Annotated in this window: 17 protein-coding genes; 8 read left to right on the top strand and 9 right to left on the bottom strand. The window is 34.5% G+C overall.

Translation table 11 applies throughout. From position 1 onward, the window contains the following. Window positions 1-147: 147 nt before the first annotated feature. The 3 genes from ACN4EE_RS18135 to ACN4EE_RS18125 form a co-directional block, all read right to left on the bottom strand. Window positions 148-585, bottom strand: coding sequence for a putative toxin-antitoxin system toxin component, PIN family (locus tag ACN4EE_RS18135; RefSeq protein WP_431707887.1), 438 nt, complete (start codon window positions 583-585; stop codon window positions 148-150). Continuing rightward, complete coding sequence (locus ACN4EE_RS18130; RefSeq protein ID WP_431707886.1) at window positions 582-827, bottom strand: hypothetical protein; 246 nt, start codon at window positions 825-827, stop codon at window positions 582-584. Before ACN4EE_RS18130 ends, ACN4EE_RS18135 begins: the two co-directional genes overlap by 4 nt. Before the next feature lie 545 nt (window positions 828-1,372). Further along, the gene (locus ACN4EE_RS18125) at window positions 1,373-1,948 is read right to left on the bottom strand and encodes a Uma2 family endonuclease (protein ID WP_431707884.1); all 576 of its coding nucleotides are present in this window, start codon (window positions 1,946-1,948) and stop codon (window positions 1,373-1,375) included. 176 nt (window positions 1,949-2,124) lie between these two features. Here ACN4EE_RS18125 and ACN4EE_RS18120 point away from each other — a divergent pair, with 176 nt between their 5' ends. After that, complete coding sequence (locus ACN4EE_RS18120; RefSeq protein ID WP_431707883.1) at window positions 2,125-4,683, top strand: phospholipid carrier-dependent glycosyltransferase; 2,559 nt, start codon at window positions 2,125-2,127, stop codon at window positions 4,681-4,683. A 222-nt stretch (window positions 4,684-4,905) separates the two neighbouring features. On the opposite strand, the gene ACN4EE_RS18115 is transcribed toward ACN4EE_RS18120, so the two are convergent. The 3 genes from ACN4EE_RS18115 to ACN4EE_RS18105 all read right to left on the bottom strand — a co-directional run bounded on the left by ACN4EE_RS18115 (window position 4,906) and on the right by ACN4EE_RS18105 (window position 6,517). Next, the gene (locus ACN4EE_RS18115; protein WP_431707882.1) at window positions 4,906-5,322 is read right to left on the bottom strand and encodes a putative toxin-antitoxin system toxin component, PIN family; all 417 of its coding nucleotides are present in this window, start codon (window positions 5,320-5,322) and stop codon (window positions 4,906-4,908) included. Beyond that, on the bottom strand, window positions 5,319-5,576 hold the full coding sequence (locus ACN4EE_RS18110; protein ID WP_431707881.1) for a hypothetical protein: 258 nt from the start codon (window positions 5,574-5,576) through the stop codon (window positions 5,319-5,321). Before ACN4EE_RS18110 ends, ACN4EE_RS18115 begins: the two co-directional genes overlap by 4 nt. Before the next feature lie 101 nt (window positions 5,577-5,677). Beyond that, complete coding sequence (locus tag ACN4EE_RS18105; RefSeq protein WP_431707880.1) at window positions 5,678-6,517, bottom strand: prephenate/arogenate dehydrogenase; 840 nt, start codon at window positions 6,515-6,517, stop codon at window positions 5,678-5,680. Window positions 6,518-6,660: 143 nt separating this feature from the next. On the opposite strand from ACN4EE_RS18105, the gene ACN4EE_RS18100 reads away from it, so the two are divergent. Further along, on the top strand, window positions 6,661-7,038 hold the full coding sequence (locus tag ACN4EE_RS18100; RefSeq protein ID WP_431707879.1) for a coiled-coil domain-containing protein: 378 nt from the start codon (window positions 6,661-6,663) through the stop codon (window positions 7,036-7,038). A gap of 112 nt (window positions 7,039-7,150) precedes the next feature. Here ACN4EE_RS18100 and ACN4EE_RS18095 read toward each other — a convergent pair whose 3' ends face one another. Then, on the bottom strand, window positions 7,151-8,146 hold the full coding sequence (locus ACN4EE_RS18095; RefSeq protein ID WP_431707878.1) for a CsgG/HfaB family protein: 996 nt from the start codon (window positions 8,144-8,146) through the stop codon (window positions 7,151-7,153). Window positions 8,147-8,495: 349 nt separating this feature from the next. Between ACN4EE_RS18095 and ACN4EE_RS18090 the strand changes: the two genes are divergently transcribed. From ACN4EE_RS18090 to folP, 4 genes are all read left to right on the top strand, one after another. Further along, on the top strand, window positions 8,496-9,098 hold the full coding sequence (locus tag ACN4EE_RS18090; protein ID WP_431707877.1) for a tellurite resistance TerB family protein: 603 nt from the start codon (window positions 8,496-8,498) through the stop codon (window positions 9,096-9,098). 167 nt (window positions 9,099-9,265) lie between these two features. Continuing rightward, window positions 9,266-10,009, top strand: a complete 744-nt coding sequence (locus ACN4EE_RS18085) for a peptidylprolyl isomerase (RefSeq protein WP_431707876.1) — start codon at window positions 9,266-9,268, stop codon at window positions 10,007-10,009. 243 nt (window positions 10,010-10,252) lie between these two features. Then, complete coding sequence (gene tpiA, locus ACN4EE_RS18080; RefSeq protein WP_431707875.1) at window positions 10,253-10,978, top strand: triose-phosphate isomerase; 726 nt, start codon at window positions 10,253-10,255, stop codon at window positions 10,976-10,978. A 230-nt stretch (window positions 10,979-11,208) separates the two neighbouring features. Then, window positions 11,209-12,078: a dihydropteroate synthase gene (gene folP, locus ACN4EE_RS18075; protein WP_431707874.1), complete on the top strand. Its 870-nt coding sequence runs from the start codon at window positions 11,209-11,211 to the stop codon at window positions 12,076-12,078. 404 nt (window positions 12,079-12,482) lie between these two features. On the opposite strand, the gene minE is transcribed toward folP, so the two are convergent. Together minE and minD are read right to left on the bottom strand one after the other, a co-directional pair. Then, a complete protein-coding gene (gene minE / locus ACN4EE_RS18070) occupies window positions 12,483-12,767 on the bottom strand; it encodes a cell division topological specificity factor MinE (RefSeq protein ID WP_431707873.1) in 285 nt (94 codons plus the stop codon). A 121-nt stretch (window positions 12,768-12,888) separates the two neighbouring features. Next, on the bottom strand, window positions 12,889-13,701 hold the full coding sequence (minD, locus tag ACN4EE_RS18065; RefSeq protein WP_431707872.1) for a septum site-determining protein MinD: 813 nt from the start codon (window positions 13,699-13,701) through the stop codon (window positions 12,889-12,891). A gap of 496 nt (window positions 13,702-14,197) precedes the next feature. Between minD and ACN4EE_RS18060 the strand changes: the two genes are divergently transcribed. After that, a complete protein-coding gene (locus tag ACN4EE_RS18060; protein ID WP_017294536.1) occupies window positions 14,198-14,536 on the top strand; it encodes a P-II family nitrogen regulator in 339 nt (112 codons plus the stop codon). Between the two features lie 185 nt (window positions 14,537-14,721). Then, window positions 14,722-16,158, top strand: coding sequence for a phosphoglucosamine mutase (gene glmM, locus ACN4EE_RS18055; RefSeq protein WP_431707871.1), 1,437 nt, complete (start codon window positions 14,722-14,724; stop codon window positions 16,156-16,158). Window positions 16,159-16,372: the final 214 nt, after the last annotated feature.

Below are 16,372 nucleotides of genomic sequence, written 5' to 3'. Positions count from 1 at the left end.
CCTGTGGAGAGTCAAACCAACTTAATGGCAAGTCTATTAGGGATTCGGTGAAGCAGGAAGTGAACGTCCATCCCATGAAGAGTGGGAACTTGACCATTCTTGATCAAGTTTGAGTAAGTTTCATAGAGCGGATTTGAGTAGCAATTTTCAACCTAACTGACAAACTCGCAAAAATAAATCAGGGGATAAAATTTGTGTGCGGTGATAATGCTTTAATGGCAAAATGTGTTTTTTATCCAAAGAAACTAGATAATCAGCCCCTGATTCATAAGCGGCGGCTAAAAACATATTATCATTAGGATCAATGCGATCGAGCAAACTTGCCTGATAAATACCTTGAATCTTGATAGCAGTATAAAAAATAGCGGTTAAAATATCCTTAATATCATTTTTGTCGATATTTTTGACTAATAATTTTTCAACTAATTCTTCCAATAATTGAGGAGAGATAACTAACTTAAATCTACCCTGTCGCCAATAACGAAGAATTTGACAAGATGCACTATTAGGATTTTTAGTTAACAAAGCAGACAAAAAAACTGAGGTATCAAGAATAACCAAAGGGGAGTCTTCAACAAACATCATAGTAAATCAGACTTGTCTATGTTTGCGGTAATTCTTGAACAAACATCATCAAATTTTTGCCAAATTTCCTCATAACAATCGTCAGGCATATTTTGAACTTCATTTAATGTTTCTGTAATCAAGTCTTTTGCCTGTTGTCTATATTGGTTTTCTTTTAATTCGTCCAAATGCTTGTGTAATTCTTCTAATAACCATTGTTTATCTTCCACAGAATACTCTCTTAATTTTTGTTCAATTTCCATAATTTTGAGGGAAGGCATAAAATTGACTCCGTGACGAAAATTAGTCTAGTTTAATGATAACAAAACCCTCAAACAATTTAATAAAGTTCGATCGAACCTCCCCATCTTAATTACAGAAAGCTCGATCGCATCTTATGTTAAATTGCAGAAGTTGCAGAAACAGGTAACAGTGATAAAATTGATTTTAAATTGTGGTAATTTTAGCTTAATTTTTATTTTGCAAGAGTTCTAATAACTTTAACTCGACTGGGAGTAACTAAATCCAAATAATCATCTAATAGACATCTGGTAAAAATTATTTTTAATTGGTTCGTAGTAAGGGCTTAAGCCCTTAAAATCTTAATTAATGGAGAAGTCTAATAAAAGTTCTTTTTCATTATTTAGGGTTGCCATTACCTCAAATGCTTTCATCAACTTAACTCCATTTAATTTTAAAACCATCTTATCATATACTAGATAATTCAGTGGTTTTATTTGTTTGTAGTTCGGGTTTTAGCCCGATAATCTAAGATTTATTTAACTTTACCTTGTCAAAGCAATTAAAACTAAAAAATCTCACTTAAATCTAAGATAAAATCAGGCAAAATATCTTCTCCTGATAAATTTTTCGGATTATTTAAAATCTCTTTTTTCTGCCCTTGTCGATAGATTTCTACTTCTTTTTTTTCGGGATTAATTAACCATCCTAATTTAACTCCATTATCGATATATTCTTGCATTTTCTTTTGAGTATCACTCAGTTTATCAGAAGGTGACTTGAGTTCGATCGAAAAATCTGGTGCTAGAGGTAAAAATTTTTCCTGTTGAGAAGGAGTTAAACTATGCCATTTTTCTAAAGTAATAAAAGAAGCATCTGGCGATCGATTTGCCCCATTTGGTAACTTAAAACCAGTGGAAGAATCAAACACTTTACCTAATTTTTTTTGTCGATTCCAAGCATTTAATTGATAATTAATATCCGAATTACGATTACCAGTTAATCCTCCAGTGGGTGGCATAATAATTAAATCTCCCTGTGCATTACGTTCAAATCTTAAATCTCTGTGCTTGTGGCAAATTTCAAAAAATTGCTCATCATTTAGTTGCAACTCTAACTCTAAGGGTGTTGATAAATAAACCATAATTTTAAGTTACCAGCAGTTTAATTATATTGATTATGCTAACACAAACGCCAAAAGCACCCCTAACAGTTTCCTTAATACCCACATTATGACCTTGTTCGGTATAAAATAAATTGGTTAGGCAGTGTGCCGATCGTTTATCACCGAATTTTACTATACTTTAACAAGGGAAAAAAATGGTATTATCAAATCAACAGAAAAACAGTGAAATATCTGTCGATCGAACCTCTCCAATCTTCATTATTATTAGTTTAATATTAATTTGGGCGTTGGGGTTTATCATTGACAGAATCTGGTTTAGTTTAGATAATACTATACCTTCTTGGGACCCTTCCGAATATCTCAACGGTACAATGTTGTATAAAGAAGCCTTGAAAAATCCTGATTTTTTTAACGGCTCATGGTGGCGTGAATTTTGGTTATTATCCAATAAAGTACCCCCTTTAATGTATATTATCACCTCGCCATTTTTTTTAAGTTTGGGAGCAAGTGTAGATCATGGTAACTTAGTTTTATCCCTATTTAGTTTTATTTTATTAATCTCAATATTTTGCTTAGGAGTCTTATTTTTTAACTCCAAAATCGCTTTATTTGCCTGTTTATTAGTGCAATTAATTCCTGCTTTATATCGTTATCGTCTCGAATTTTTATTAGATTATCCCCTCACCGTCATCGTTACTTTTAGTTTTGTTTGTTTAAGTTATTGGTATTTTACCAAAACAAAATCTTCTTGGGGATTAGCTATTTTATCAGGGATTTCTTTCGGTTTAGGAGTAATGTTAAAACAAACCTTTGCATTCTTCCTATTTTTACCTATTAGTTTCGCTTTTATCTCTTTATTAATCTATAGAAAATGGCATAAATTAACTCAATTAATTGCAAGTTTTGTTATCTCAGTTTTCATCTTTTTTCCTTGGTATCGTACCAATTGGCTTTTAATTTTTACCTCTGGTAAACGTGCCACGATCGACTCTGCTATAATCGAAGGTGATCCTCCTTTAAATACCCTAGCGGCTTGGACTTTTTACGGTGAAGTTTTACCCTTTTTATTATCATGGCATTTAGTAATTATTCCTTTAGTATGTTTAATCTATTTGCTTATCAAATATTATACTAATAACAGTGATAAATATAAAAATATCTGGTCTTTTTTACAAGCTAAATTTTATCAGAATAAACGCAATTTTAGTAAAAATTATTCTGTGACAGTTTTAATCAGTCTTTGGTTAATTATATTTTTGGTGGGAGGGTATTTATTATCATCACTTAACATGAATAAGGACGATCGATATATTTTACCTTTAATTCCCGTTTTAGTATTAATTATCTCAGCTTTAATTTTCAGTTATCAAAATATTGGACATAAAATTTTAAGAACATTTATTGTGTTATTATCTCTGGTATTAATGGTATTTAATATCTTTCCTTTAGGGGGTGAATTTTTAACCCAAAATTTAAGTCCAAAAATGCAAAATTTTCCCTATATGGGAGAAGAATGGGCAACCCCAAAGGTTATTCCCAGTGCGATCGAAATAACTCCTTATCTAAAATCTAATATCGGAGTTTTACCTTCTACCCCCGAAGTTAATCAACATAATATCTCATTTTATGGAGCAATTCCTAGCTTTCAAGTTTTCGGCAGACAAGTGGGAGTTAGGGAAGCCGAAATTAATCAAGATGTTAATTCAATGGATTGGTTTTTACTCAAAACAGGCTATCAGGGTTCGATACCAGATACTCAACAAAAAACTGTGGAATTAGTAGAAAATAGTGGAGATTTTTATAGAGTAAATCAATGGACATTACCTGATGATAGTGAGTTAAAATTATACCGCAAAAAATTACCTTTAAATGAAGTTTTAACTTTAAATAGTCAAGATAGTCAAGTAAAACTAGATGAAGTTATTGTGCCTGAAATATTCCCTTCAGGGCAACCTATTCCGATTACTTATAAATGGTCTGGTTCGTGGGAAAATCTTAATAATGCTATCGTAATTTTAGATTGGAAATCCCTTGACAATGAAGAAAAATGGATACATGATCATCATATTGCTATGGGAAATTTACACCCGAATAAGTTAACATCTGAGCAACTTAATCGAGATTTTCAAGTCATCGAAAATACGGCAATGTTTGTACCTAATTCTCTTGGGGAAGGCGAATATATTTTAAAGGCAACTTATCTTAACTATGCTAATGGAGAAACCCAAGAAATTGTCATTCCAGAGGTAATAGTAACTATCAATAATGAAGCGGAAATAGAAACTAATAGAGAATTAGATTTAGTTTCTCAAATCACTCAATTTGCACCTAATTTGTCTCAAGGGCTTGACGGTTTAACCCCTGTATTTGCCGAAGTTACCCGCATTAATCAATATGATCCTACTCAAGATTATCTCAAAGTAGCAGAAAAAGCTATGCAATATCGTTTACAAAGGGAGACTAATTCAGATTATTTTTACACTTTACTCCTTGCTCAAGTTTTACAACAAAAGGTTGACGATTCGATCGAAACCGCGCAAAAATTAGTGACAGAAAATCCCGAAAACGCCTTTAACCATGCCTATTTAAGTTTTCTTTATTTGTATGACTGGAAGGGTAGAGAAGGAGAGAAAGCCTTGCAACCTGCTTTAGAATTAAAACCAGAGATAGTAGAATTTCAATACCTCAAGGGAATTAGTGCATTAATGCAGGGTAATTTGTGGGCTGTTTGGAAAATCGCTCGTCAATTATAACTAACTTATACTCTATATTATATAAGAATTTCACATTAGGATAAAACGATTGCAGAAAAGTTTAATAATTATCGTTTTGCTGACTATAAAGAAAAGGTAATTGATTTGTTAATGAGGGTAACAACTGTCAGTATAGAGACGATGAAAATAATGAAGGAAATGGAGAATATAGACAATTAAATAAAATGTGTTGAAAGTTCGATCGAAACAATTAAATATAAACTAATTTTCCCATTGATTCAAAAAAGTTTTAGCTGTCATAATCGGGATTTTTTGATATTCAATTAATGTGAGTAAATCTTGATCTCCCGTAATGATTACATCGGCTTTAGATGCGATGGCAGTTGCTAAAATTATGTTATCATCAGGATCACGAAGTTCGGGAACATTAAGCTCAGTAATAAGATAAATATTACTAATTTCTCTAGTTCCTATTAATAATTGCTCTTTGGTAAAATTCAGAGATAATATTCTTTTCTGAAGTTTTTTATAACTTAAAGTATTTTCTAATTCCGTTAACAAAGGCTCAGAAGTACAAATTATAATTTGTTTTTGTCGGGCTAAATGAATGAAATTACCGAGCAAACCTCGCCATAACCAAGCAGATACCCAAATATTTGTATCTAAAACTACTTTCATTTTTTCATCTCTCTACGAACTTCTCTGACAATCTCACAAATTTCTTCTGTAGTCATCTCATCTGGATCATCCCCAGCTTCATCAAGACTTTTTTGCCATTGATTCCAATCGAATTGAGGGACTTTTTTAAAACAAATTGTATCAGAATTTATATCCACTGAATATTGCTCACCTTCGGAGAAAATCCGAGAAATTTCGGGGGGGAGTTCTAATTTTCCTTCGGCAGTAAAATTAATTGTTATGGTTGTGTTCATAGTTTTTTCTCCATTATATAATTGTGATTATAACTTTTCTTAATAGACAATTAAATAAAATGTGTTGAAAGTTCGATCGAAATAATTAACTATAGTAATTATTAACAGAGAAAATTAGGTCTTTCTTGTTGAGTTTTGTTTAAAATATCTTCTAAAATTGACCATTTTTCCTGTTCAATATCTTCAATAATACTGCTCAAATTTTGTTGATATTCCTTTAAAGAATTTAATAATTGTGCTTTGTTATATTGTGCCATCATTAAGCCTAATTCGGGATTTCCTCCCCCTACTCGACTGGTATCTTTAAACCCCGAACTTGCTAAATTTTTCGCTAGATTTACTACTTCTTGATTTTCGTGATTCACGCAACTATTAATCAAGTTAGCACTAATCATCACAGGTAAATGAGAAATCCATGCTACGGCTCGATCGTGAGTTTCAGGCGATGACATATATATTTTGCATCCTACTTCTTGCCAAATCTTTTTGACAATCTCTACATTTTTTTCAGGGGTATTTTCTAGGGGCGTAATCACACAAGGAGCATTTTTAAACAAATTCGACTCTACCGCTTCAATGCCTTGATTTGCTGTACCAGCCATAGGGTGACTACCGACAAAATTACTCCATAACTCGGTGGCTTGAGGTACGATCGAACCCTTAACCGAACCTACATCGGTAATAACAACATGGGGTGGTAGATACTTAATTAGTCTTTCTAAGGTGGGTAAAATAGATGCTATGGGGGTACAAATAAAGATTAGGTCTGTTTGAGCCAAAATTTCTAAATCAACACTAGCACGGCTGACTATGGCTCGATCGAAAGCAATATTACAAGTACTTAATTGACGAGAAACGCCGATTACCTCATAACCAAGACGGGTTAAATCCAACGCCAACGAACCACCCATTAAACCTAAACCAATAATACCAATTTTCATAAATTATATGACAAAGTACAAGACAATTTTAATTTCAGAATGTTTAGTAAAAATGACGATCTTCAGAAATTTCTATTATTTTTTGATAGGATAAAAAAGAGTCTGTACTCTACAATCATTATTAAAATAACTGAGATAATATCATGACACAAACCATCGAAATAAGTCTAGTGGACGTACTCAATAAACTAGACAGTAAAATGGATAAACTAGATGCAAAAATTGATTCTAAGTTTGATTTGTTAGACGCAAAAATCGATAAATTAGATCAAAAAATCGAAAATCTGGAAACCAAAGTAAACAATATCATAATAGACGTTGAAAAACTGAAAACTGAAAATGAACAAATCATCAAACGTCTTGATGGGGTGGATAAGCGTTTTGATAGTGTGGATAAGCGTTTTGATGAGGTGAATAGTCGCTTAAATACCTTAACTATCGGTTTTCTGAGCATAGTGGGAGTGTTAGTGACGGGATTGCTGACTTTTATCGGTAAATTTATTTCTTTTCCCACCCCTTAAACAATGATTATTTGAAGGATTCTATGTGCTGTTTCAGGGGCTGATTTTAAGTGAAAAAGAGCAAAATTATCAATAGAACACTTTAAAACAGATCAGCCCGAAAACCCATTATTTATTGAACAGGGGTAGCAACGTCACCGACTTGAAAACCATTTCCAGAAACCGTTTTACCAATACTGGAAGATGAGTCCACATCGTATAATTCCACAATACCGACGGGAGTAGTTAAACGACGAATAACCTTGCCCGTTTCTGGGTCTTTAATTTCTCTCCCCACTCGTTCGATCGAAACTTTCATTCCTGCACGATAACCGTCACTTGTACCTTTATTTAAAACAATATTTCCGCCACTAATATCTGCAACTACAGCATTAACAGAGGGCAAAACTTTAGGCACAGCAGTTAATCGATCGTTTTTGTTTTGCATTTCGGCTAAAATTTCATCAACAGCCTTTTGAGTCGCTACCGATAAGAGTTTCCCTTCGTTGCTAGTGGTTGTACCGCCTCCCATACCCAAAACATATACTTGATCATCTTTTTGAGTACCAACCCCACTACCTTCTGCACCCATGATGATTTCACCTGTGGTAGTATTGACGGCTCTAACATTAAGGGTGACAAGGGCTTCGGTAGTTTGTCCACCAACACTAACTCCAAACAAGCCAAAACTAGAACCTTGTTTTTGAATATCAAACTGAGTAACAGAACCAATTAAAACTACTTCGACTCCCAACAAACGACCAATTTGAGCGGCAGTACTCGGATCAACTCTACCTGTCGCACCTAAATTTTGTTCCTGTAAAACTGCATTAATACGACTTCTTTCGATGACTCGATATTTTTCAGAGTCCACTAAACGATTAACAAAAATATCACTGACTCCACTGGCAGTGCCTCCAAAAATATTTAATAACCATTGAGGATTACTTAAGGCACTGTAATCAAAATCTAAAACAGCGATTCTAATTTTTTCGTCATTGTTTCCTTGAGCAATTATCTGAGGAGGAGTATTCGCATTTACTGGAAGTATCCTTGGTTCGATCGATGCTGTAGCAAGGATTCCCAGAAGAAGAAAGGAGAGATTTTTATGGACAAAAGACTTATTCATTTATTTACATTTTTGTATGTTTATAAATTATTAATTACAGAATACCACTTTTTATTGATCTGGGAAGAAAAAATCAGAAAGCCTAACTATTTAACTAAATTTATGCACTAAAAATGAATCAAGTTTATTTCATATCAAGACAATATTTAAGGAAAAAATAATAATTTTTATGACAATCTAGGTAGCAAGGTGAGATATTTTATTTCTTTAAGTTCGATCGAATTATTACAATAAATTTTGTTTTTATAATCGAATTAAGAAAACCTGAAAAAGAGTGAATCTTAATAATTGTCAGTGGTAGTCTGCTATAGTAATAGTCAAGATTTTATAACAATGAGGGAATAATGCCATGTCAGAAAAAACAAGTTTTCAGTTACCAGAGTCTCACGGTAATATTTTACAGATTCTCTGTGCTGTTGCGTGGGCAGACGGAGATTTAAGTCAGGAAGAAACGGACGTATTAATAGAAAAGTTTAAAACAGATTTGCCCGTAGATCCAGAACCGATTGCCTACATAGAGGATAACATGACTTTATATGATCCTTTTTCTACTAATCCTTTAGTTTATGAACAAATAGAAGCCAGAATAAAAGCTGAAAACGCTTTCAAGGACATTTTAAATGATTATAAATATAATCCCATTCCTTTAAAAGATTTAGCACCTCGTTTAGAATCGATCGAGGATCGTTATTTAGCAGTAAAATTAGCTTATATGGTAATCAAAGCCAGTCCAGATGACGAAGGCAATTTAATTTGTCGGGAAGAAAAAGCGGTTTATCGTCAACTTGTGGAATTATTAAAGTTAGACAATGACACGGTAACAAAAATAGAAATGGAAGCCTCTCAGGAATTAGATAAATTCCAACATCCTTTTAAGGCACTTATCCATAACGTTACCAGTTTTTTAGGACAAAAAGTGACTCTCGAAGGTATCAAAAAACTGGTGCAATAATAAGCTACTTTGCATTTAAGTCGTCTGCTGAAGATAGGTAAAAGACAATAAATTCTCCATTATCGAATTATCATCATTTTATGTTGAACTCAGGTTGACTCATTCCTTATTTTTCATTTCTCATTCATTGCTATAGTATTTGATGTTATGTTTTTTGATTATTATTTATGAATCCTAGCTTAGAAGTTGGTAGTGTTGTTGTTACTCCAGAGAATATTTTTTCTTTTTTAGCTGAAAAACAAATGATTGCACCCCTCGCCAAAGAAATTATTTTGGATGGTGCGATCGAAGGTATAGAATGTACTGCGGAAGAAACTGCTATGGCAGAACAACAATTCTTTATGCAAATGCAACTCAATCCTAAAGAACCTGAAAAATTACAAGTATGGTTAGAAAAAAACTATTTAACGAGAGAACAATTACAAAATAGGATTTTAAGGGGGATAAAATTAGAAAAGTATAAAGAGAAAACTTGGGGAACAGAATTACAAAATTATTACTTAAAACGCAAACAACAATTAGATAAAGTCGTTTATTCCTTAATTCGTACTCGTAACGCAGGAGAAGCCCAAGAGTTATATTTTCGTGCCTGTGAAGGGGAAAAAGAATTTGCCGAATTGGCAAGACAACACTCTCAGGGGGCAGAAGCCGAAACAGGAGGATTAATCGGACCAGTGGAGTTAACTGTACCACATCCAGAAATTGCGAGAAGATTAATGACTTCACAACCCGGACAAATATTGCCCCCCTGTAGAATTGGAGAATGGATTGTGATTTTAAGACTAGAAAAATATATGACGGCTCAATTAGATCAAAATATGAGACGCAGATTATTAGATGAGTTGTTTAATACATGGCTTAATGAAACCATCCAAACAAAAGTTAAATTTAATTTTGAAATTCCCCAATAATATCAGATTTTTACCACCGTATAACAGGCATCTTGCCTGTTTTTCTCCGACTTGCCTGTTTTTCTCCCAAATGATGTCTATTCTTTAACCTAATACCTTAATTAATCCTTAACAATTGCCTAAAATACCGATCGATTATAATATTATATTTTTGATACTTATGCTTATTGAATAATATTTAGACTTGATCAATTAAAGCATGAGAACAATATATTAACAAAATAGAAGAAATTAGGAGTAAAAGTGCGAAAAATTATAATTGCTGGTAACTGGAAAATGCACAAGACTCAAGGGGAGTCTCTCGAATTTTTACAGGCTTTTTTGCCTCATTTAGAAGATACTAGCGAAACTAGAGAGGTAGTTTTGTGTGTACCTTTTACCAGTTTAAGTTTTATGTCTAAAAATTTACACGGTAGTAGAGTTAAACTAGGCGCTCAAAATATCCATTGGGCTGATCAAGGTGCATTTACTGGAGAAATTTCTGGTGCTATGCTATCTGAAATTGGAATGAATTATGTAATAGTCGGGCATAGTGAACGCCGTCAGTATTTTGGAGAAACCGATGAAACCGTCAACAGTCGTTTATTGGCGGCACAAAAATATAATCTAACTCCTATCCTTTGTGTGGGTGAAAGTAAAGCACAACGAGACGCAGGAGAAACGGAAAATGTGATTATCAATCAGTTACAAAAAGGTTTAATTAATGTAGATCAAAATAACCTTGTCATCGCATACGAGCCTATTTGGGCGATTGGTACTGGTGACACTTGCGAAGCTACAGAAGCCGATCGAGTCATCGGTATAATTCGATCGAAATTAACCAATCAAGACATTACTATACAGTATGGTGGTTCGGTCAATCCTAGTAACGTGGATGAGATTATGGCACAACCAGAGATTGATGGTGCATTGGTGGGCGGTGCAAGTCTTGAGGCTTCTAGCTTTGCCCGTTTGGTAAACTATCAATAGAATGAAGAATGAAGAATTAAGAATGGAGAATTGAGAATGGAGAATTGAGAATAGAGAATTGAAGAAAGATTGCTTCGTTACCTCGCAATGACATATTCGGGAGGTTACTCCTTACTCATTACTCATTACTCATTACTCATTACTCATTACTCCTTACTCCTTACTCCTTACTCCTTACTCCTTACTCATTACTCCTTACTCCTTACTCCTTACTCCTTACTCATTTGTGTATGTATGAGTCTTTATCTATTCGTAATCATCGTTTTATCTGGGAAAGTCGTACCTATTTAATGGGGATTTTGAATGTCACTCCTGATAGTTTTAGCGATGGTGGAAAATTTAATCATCGGGAAACGGCTTTAAAACAAGCTCTAATGATGATCGATCGAGGTGCTGATATAATTGATATTGGTGGGCAATCCACCCGTCCGGGGGCGCAACAAATTACCCTAGATGAAGAATTAGAAAGGGTTATTCCCATTATTTGCGAGTTACGCAAGATTTCGGATACACCTATTTCGATCGATACTACGAGGGCAACAGTAGCACAACAAGCTATTGAGCATGGAGCGGATATAGTTAATGATATTTCAAGTGGAACGTTTGATCGATCGATGTTAGCAGAGGTGGCAAAACTGCAAGTACCGATTATTTTAATGCACATAAAAGGGACTCCTGAAACCATGCAAAACTTGACAGATTATCAAGATTTAATCGGTGAAATTAAGCTATTTTTTCAAGAAAGAATTGCAGAAGCAATTAAGTTAGGAATCAAAAAAGAACATATTATCCTCGATCCGGGTATCGGTTTCGCCAAAACTTATGAACAAAACTTAGAAATTCTGAGAAATATATCAGAGATTAAAACATTAGGTTTTCCTGTCTTAATTGGTACATCCAGAAAAAGTTTTATCGGCAAAATTTTAAACAAAGAAAATCCCTTAGAGAGAATTTGGGGTACAGCCGCAACTTGCAGTTATGCTATTACTCAGGGTGCTAATATTTTGAGAGTCCATGACGTAGAACAAATGTACGATGTAATTAGAGTTACGGATGCCTTAAATCAACCTGAATTCGATGAAAAAAGTATTGAAACATAAGCTTTTTCGGCTCATAGTTAACAAAATTTTTCTCGAAAAAATCATGAGATTTAGAAAAAATGGCTCTTCTACAGTAGTTATGATATTTTAGTAATAAATAATTGTTAAAAGTTTTGATATATAATAGGTTTAGTATTTTAAAAATGCAGATGTTATAAATTTACAGTTTTAATTTAGGGTTTGCTGAATAAATCAGAAGACTATTAAAATCACAGATTTAGGCATAATATATTAATCAAAAAGTGCGCGGTTTTCGCAATTTTTACTAAATTTTATTTAAAATAACTTTGTATTATATATTAATATAAAGTCTCAAAACCTTGATTTTTCATTACTTTATCTATTACCCATTACCCATTACCTATTACCTCCCCTCATCAAAATACTTTTTCAGCAACCCCTACTTAACTTCTATTATCAGGAGTTCTTTTAACTTTTTTAATGGGTAAATTAGCACTCAAAGATGTATTTCGATCGTTACTTTGAATAGAAAACTCCATTTCTTCCACATTTATATCGAGATAACGACTGACGACTTCTAAAATTTCTTGGCGCATTTTATCAATCAACTCAGGGTTAACACCGGCTCGATCGTGAGCGATAACCAGTTCTAATCTATTTTTAGCACGATAACGACTTTTTTTGGGGGCTGTCCATGAATTAATGGTATTGACTATATCTTTAAACATAAAATTTTCATTGGTGATATTGAGTGAGAATTAATAATAAAAAAATGAGATTGTTGTCACTTTAGTTATATAACAAGCCCTTGAGATTGTGGCATGATTAGTAAACTATGTCATGTCAATTCTAAGTTTGTTTTTGGGATAAACCAAAAAAACGGCGTAAACGAGTGAAAAAAGTGTCTTGAGTAGCCATTAAATCCAGATAAGGTACATCCACACCATCAATTCTTCTAGCAATATTTTTAACTGCCATAGCTGGGAGGGATTCTTGTTCGCTAATTACCAATGGTTCACCACGATTCGCTGATGTAATAATTCTCTTATCATCTGGTACAATACCAATTAAAGGTACAACCAATAAATCTAAAATATCTTCAACGCTTAACATTTCATCCATTTGTACCATTTCTGGACGCAGACGGTTTACGATTAAACGAATACTTTTCATACTCTCACTTTCTAACAAGCCAACTACTCGATCGGCATCCCTAACGGCTGCAACTTCAGGAGTGGTTACAATCAAGGCTTCCTGAGCGGCAGCGATGGCATTTCTAAACCCCATTTCAATCCCCGCAGGGCAATCTACGAAAATATAGTCAAAATTAGGACTTAATTGTTCAATTACCTCCTTCATTTGATCAGGTGTAATGGCATCTTTCGTGCGATTTTGTGCCGCAGGTAACAGATTGAGTCCGGGGGTTCTTTTATCCTTGACGATCGCTTTTTCTAAAGTACACTCTCCTGATAAAGCATCAATGATAGTATAAACAACCCTTTGTTCTAATCCTAACAATAAATCTAAATTTCTTAAACCAAAATCCGCATCAATCAAACAGACTTTTTTGCCCAATTGTGCTACTGCTGTACCTAAATTAGCAGTAATAGTTGTTTTACCGACACCACCTTTTCCAGATGTAATAACAATAACTCTACTCATAAAAATTTATTTCTAAGGCATTAACATAAATAATAACTAAGCAAAACTAATTGTACATTGCAGATCACGAAAAAGAGAAAGAATTGCTAAAACCTTATTTTTTCTTACTTAACTCAGTTCAAGATAGAATTTAGAGTGAACTACCGTACACCAAATCAAAGATTATTGTGTAGGCTTCCTATCCAGAAACTAAAAATAATCATAAATTGATTTTTTATAGCTCTTGACTAAATTTAATAAAGAATGAAGAAAGGCTCTTATGTAACAGGCACTCATGCAACAATTACTCCCCAATACCCCAATACCCTAATCCCCCATTTTCTCCCTTTCATCTTCATCATTTTATGATTTACTCAGGGGAAATTTTATCCTTTTGGGGTGATTCTCAACAAAATGTATTCAATGTTACAAAAAATCAGCAAGTAACAGTGTTAGAAAATAACAGGAAAATTGTATAAGCTATATAAAAGTAAATAAAATCAGAGGAGTAAACACCTTGAAAAAGATTGAAGCTATTATTCGTCCTTTTAAACTTGATGAAGTCAAAATAGCCCTCGTTAACGCAGGGATTGTTGGGATGACTGTATCAGAAGTGCGCGGTTTTGGTCGTCAGAAAGGGCAAACAGAACGTTATCGTGGTTCTGAATATACCGTAGAGTTTTTACAAAAGCTCAAAGTAGAAATTGTCGTGGAAGATAGCCAAGTAGATATGGTGGTGGATAAAGTGGTTCAAGCCGCTCGTACTGGGGAAATTGGTGATGGTAAAATCTTTATTTCTCCTGTGGAAGAAACCATCCGTATTAGAACTGGTGAGAAAAACCTAGAGGCAATCTAGTATTTGACCAGAAGACAAAAAGACAGGAAGACAGGTGGACAGGAAGACAGGTGGACAAGAAGAAGGATTTATAGATAAAGTTAAGATATTTACTAAAGATTTTTGTTCCTCAAATAATAAAAAATGATTCAGGATTGTTATACATACTCTATAATCATAGAAAAATTGTGTGAGGCATCAAAAAAATGGTACTTTCTTTTACAAAAAATTCTACTTCTCTCAATGGATTTTCAGCATTTAAACCGAGCGATCGACTACCAAGCAAACTATTCGGTACAGACGGTATAAGAGGCAAGGTAGGCGATTTATTAACCCCCAATTTAGCTTTAGAGGTAGGGGTGGCGGCGGCTACGGTATGGCGAGAATTTAAAGCCACTGAGGGGGTAGTTATTATCGGACAAGATTCTCGTAACTCTAGCGATATGCTATCTATGGCGATCGCATCGGGGTTAACTTCCTTGGGGTTGGAGGTGTGGAATGTGGGTTTATGTCCGACTCCCTGCGTTGCCTATTTAACGAAAACCACCGAAGCTATAGGCGGTATCATGATTTCCGCTAGTCATAACCCTCCCGAAGATAACGGCATTAAGTTTTTTGGTTCGGAAGGCACAAAATTAGATAAACTGTTGACCAGTGCGATCGAAAACACCCTCAGAAAAAACATTGATGGTGATATTAGCGTCAAAGGCGATAAATGTGGTAAAGTTTCACAACCTCATCATTTAGTACAAAATTACACTCATTTCCTCAGAGCATCCTTACCCCAAGACATGGATTTCAGTGGAATGCGCATCGTCTTAGATTTAGGTTGGGGAGCGTCTGTAGAACTTGCTCCTGCTGTGTTTCAGGCTTTAGGAGCTGAAGTTATCTCCTTACACTGTCGCCCCGATGGCGATCGAATTAACGTTAATTGTGGCTCAACTCATCTCGACAAGTTACAAAAAGCAGTACAAGACTATGGAGCAGATATGGGCTTCGCTTTTGACGGAGATGCCGATCGAGTTATGGCGGTGGATGCTTTAGGGCGTGTGATTTGTGGCGACTATATATTATACTTATGGGGTAAATATTTAAAAGAGAAAAACCAATTACCCGATAATTTGTTAGTAGGTACAGTCATGGCAAACTTAGGCTTTGAAGTGGCATGGCAAAAGTTAGGGGGTAAACTGCTTCGTACTGCCGTAGGTGATCAATATGTTCAAGCCGCCATGTGGGAAACGGGAGCAATGTTAGGGGGTGAACAATCGGGGCATATTTTGTGCCATCATCATCATTTTTCGGGAGATGGTTTACAAACTGCGTTACAATTAACTGCTTTGGTGCGTCAAAAGGGAGACTGTTTAGCATCCCTCGTCAATGAAAGTTTTACTCCCTATCCCCAAGTTTTAAAGAATGTACGGGTAGAAAACCGAGAAAAACGCCTGAATTGGCAAGATTGCGATGCACTACAGGAAGGGATCGATCGAGCGCAAATAGCCATGGGAAATCAAGGTAGAGTGTTAGTAAGACCATCAGGTACAGAACCTTTAATTCGGGTAATGGTGGAGGCACAAAACCAAGATATAGTCGATCATTGGACGAATTATTTAGTTAAAATTGTGCAAGAAAATCTCGCTAATTAATGAATAATGAATAATGAATAATGAATAATGAATAATAGTTATTAAAAGCGATTTTTATCTAAATAGTATAAGATTTGGAGATTGCTTCGTACCTCGCAATGACAACAATTTTTCTAATTTTTTAGCTTTTCTTCGGCAAGAAGCCCCACACTGTATTTTTCGTTAAGAAATACCCACACAATCAGTGTGGGATGAATTGCCGTCCAGATTTATT

The sequence above is a fragment of the Geminocystis sp. CENA526 genome, assembly GCF_050753365.1.
GTDB lineage: Bacteria > Cyanobacteriota > Cyanobacteriia > Cyanobacteriales > Cyanobacteriaceae > Geminocystis.
This window is presented reverse-complemented; position numbering and strand designations above follow the sequence as displayed.